We start from the raw sequence: 3,254 nt of genomic DNA on the forward strand, positions 1-3,254 counted from the left end.
CCGCGATCATGCGCGCCCGAAGGGATGCCGCCGGTGCAGGGGGCTGCTTGGTCATGGCAAAACCCTCTGTCAACCGAGGCAAAATCACCTCGGCCAACAGCACACACCCGGCCTCCTGAACCGCGAAACAAATACCGCTTCAGTCCAACACCGGCCACGCAGAGCCCCTATCGCAGAGCGATTTAGTGCTTGGTATCCAGCATGCTGCAGATGGCAGAGCTGGATTGGCCGGTTTCCTGAAGGTTTTTCGATGCGGGCCGGGGTGCCGCATTGCTTTCTGGCGCGGCCTGCGGCCGGCGTTGACAAACCTCGGAAGGAGGAAGCCGCGGGGGTTGGGCGTTGTCTATGGGGAAGAGGAATTGCGGTTGATGGCAACACTGCCACCAGCGCACCTCTGATCTATTTGCGTGCGTCAGCAGCAGCCATTCGCAGCGGATATCTCATTGAGTGAAGGAGCGCCGGATATTTGCAGCGATCATCCGGAATGACGGGCGCAGCGGGCTTGGGCCGTCCGTCCAGGAGCGGCCAGTGCTCGTTGGATTGGATGGGCAAGCATCGTGTATGCGGCCTGCTCCATTGGTGGCGCGCGCGACATCGGTTTCCGGCCACGGCGGAATATCCCGACGATGCGCATGGGGCCGCCGCAGCAGGAGCATTGTTCGCGCAAGGAGAGCGGAGCGATCTCGGCTTCGGGCTCTGGCGTGGCGGCTTGTTCAACGCGTTGGACGCAGAGCAAAGCGCGGATTTTCGTGATGTTTGCTTTGCGTGCAGGGCTGGCCAGAAGGCCATAGTGCCGGATGCGGCGGAAGCCGTCAGGTAGAACATGCATCAGGAAGCGGCGGATGAACTCGAACGTGGCCAGCCGCATGGCCTTTGGGCGATCACCGGATTTGATGCGGCAATCCTTCCAGCGGAAGGCCACGGTACCGGCATCGGCGGTGATCAGACGGGCGTTCGAGATGGCGGCCCGGTGGGTGTAACGGCTCAGGCAGGCCAGAACCGCCTCCGGCCCGCCGAAGGGCGGTTTGGCATAGACAACCCATTTGGAGCTGCGGAACCGGGCGAGCCATTTCGCAAAGGCATTCGCCTGTGCCAAGAGATCGAGATCGCTGAAAGAAAATGAGCTGGCTTGCGCGGTGCAAATCCATCAGCCCATCCAGAAACAGGCGCCGGTACAGCCGCGCATGCTTCCGAAAGATATCAGCGATCTCCAGCCCTGGACGCGCCAAGTGCGCGTGCTGCTGCTCCACTCCCCGCCTGACAGTGTGATCCTGCAGCTTCTCCAGCATCTCGTACGGGCTAACGGTGCCGCGAATGGTCTTGGTTGCGGCATGGGGATAGCGCGCTGCCGTGCTGAGCTTTGAATGCCCCCGGAAGCAGCTGGATCATCCGAACATCCGTTCCGGCCTCGAGCAGGTGCATGGCGAAGCTGTGGCGCAAGGTATGCAGCGTGGCGGGTTTGTTGATGCCTGCCATATGCTTGGCAGAGGTGAATGCTCTGTTCAACTGGTGTGGTGACAGGGCCAGGATCTTTGGCTTGCCCGGAAATAACCAACCCTCAGGCCGCGCCTCACGCCAATAATCCCGCAGCAGATCCAACAGCCCCGGCGATAGCATCGCTTTGCGATCTTTGCTGTTCTTGCCTTCATCGCCTCCCGCCCGCAGGCCGCGCCGAAGAAGAACCGTAGCGAGACGATCCGAGCGTTAAAGGTGCCGGTCGCCACCCCGGCATCGGTCATGTGAAGCTGGCAGGCCCGCAACTCGTCTGGTGTCGCTGTGTCCGGTGAGCGGCCAATGAACCATGTAAAGTGCTTGACCGCCCGGATATGACCTTGCTGGGTCTTGGCTCCCATGCCACGGGTGCGCATGTCTTCGATCATCCGCTCGCGAAGCGGGGCCGTTCACTCCTCTGTCATTGCAACCTCCTTTGTCGACTGAGAAAGCCCCAATCGTCAGACAGGTCGCAAAAATCGCAAAACGTGCAGCATAAAGGCCAGTTCAGAACGCCAGCAACAAATGCCATCGCCGCGCAAGCGGATTCCTCCTTTCGCCCTCCAATGGATCGTCGCAGACACAATGCACAGTTTGCCGCCATTGTGGCAGCTTGCTGCGAAAGCGCGCTTTTTCCCGCATGGTTGAGTTCATGCCAGGTGCCGCGAATGTCGGAAGTTGCTATGTTGCCGCGCCGTACCGATTTGACGCCTGCCCGTCTTTGAGCTTGGCGTTCATGACCACGATGAGCTTGTGCATGATGACGGTGATGACGGTGATGACGGTGATGACGGCCTTGGCGGGTTTGCCGCGTGCCTTGAGACGGGCCGTGAAACCCCGGAAAGCCGGGTTGGGACGCAGAGTAGAAAGGGCGGCCATGTAAAGACTGGCGTGTGCGTCCCGGCACCCGCCGGAGACATGCCTGTGCCCCCCGCAGGGTGCTGGAATCCCGTGCAAAGGGCGCAGGCCCAACGATGGATGCAGCCTCTCCCTTCGTCAGGTCGCCCAGTTCCGGCACATACGCCAGACAGGCCGCCGCTGTCTTCGGCCCGATCCCCTTGATGGATTGCATCAGCCTGGATTTGTGCCGGGATGCCGGCGTTGCGGCAATGAGGTCTTTAATCCGTTTGCCCAGGTCATCCATTTCGCGCGACCTGGACCGGACATGACACTGCAGAGAAAGGCGTATTGCTCTGATTTTGGCATGCTCCAAGCGGTTTTGTTCTACCCTGGCAATCTTCGCGAGGTCATCCCGGCGGCGGCGCAGCGCGCGCAATTCCTCGGCTTCCGGGTCAACGGGTTTCCAGAGCCGCACCCCGTCTGATTTCTGAGCAAGCAACGCAAGCATCCAAGCATCTGTTTTGGACGCAAGTCCAAGATATCATGCGAAGTTGCGGGTTCGGGCGCCATGTGACCGATACGGGGGCAACCCGGCATCCGCGCAACGCGAAAGCACATGCCGTTCATAGCCGCCGGATGCCTCGCAGATGGCGAAAGGTGCTTCCAGCTTGCCGGCTTGCCGCGGCAGTTTCCTGATTGCGGCAGGAGTGTTGTTAATCATCACTTGCCGGTCATCCGGCGGGGCGTGCACCGTCAAACTGGCTTTAGAGGCTTCAAATGCGATGATACGCTCTGGTGCGGGTGGGATGCCTTGTCCATATGGGTATCCTGTTCCTCGATTATGTTCGGCTGCGAAGACCCTTCTACCCTTCTACCCTTCTACCCTTCCACCGTTCGGATGGGCGGCTATATGGTGTGGCGGG

At 60.5% G+C, this 3,254-nt stretch carries 2 protein-coding genes and 2 pseudogenes; all 4 read right to left on the bottom strand.

The genetic code is table 11. The features are described 5' to 3' along the window. Positions 1–475 precede the first annotated feature (475 nt). Positions 476–1,096, bottom strand: a complete 621-nt coding sequence (locus tag A2I95_RS28490; RefSeq protein ID WP_367152889.1) for a transposase — start codon at positions 1,094–1,096, stop codon at positions 476–478. 148 nt (positions 1,097–1,244) lie between these two features. Beyond that, positions 1,245–1,880 (bottom strand): annotated as a pseudogene (locus tag A2I95_RS28495) (tyrosine-type recombinase/integrase); the annotation flags it as partial. A 292-nt stretch (positions 1,881–2,172) separates the two neighbouring features. Continuing rightward, a complete protein-coding gene (locus A2I95_RS28500; protein ID WP_291735329.1) occupies positions 2,173–2,370 on the bottom strand; it encodes a hypothetical protein in 198 nt (65 codons plus the stop codon). Between the two features lie 13 nt (positions 2,371–2,383). Continuing rightward, positions 2,384–2,839: pseudogene (locus A2I95_RS42650) on the bottom strand (transposase); the annotation flags it as partial. Positions 2,840–3,254 lie beyond the last annotated feature (415 nt).

The sequence above is a fragment of the Leisingera sp. F5 genome (assembly GCF_001593695.1).

Bases quoted from the DNA above. Each gene is read 5' to 3' on its own strand.
- A2I95_RS28500 (WP_291735329.1), bottom strand. From the start codon at position 2,370: ATGGCCGCCCTTTCTACTCTGCGTCCCAACCCGGCTTTCCGGGGTTTC.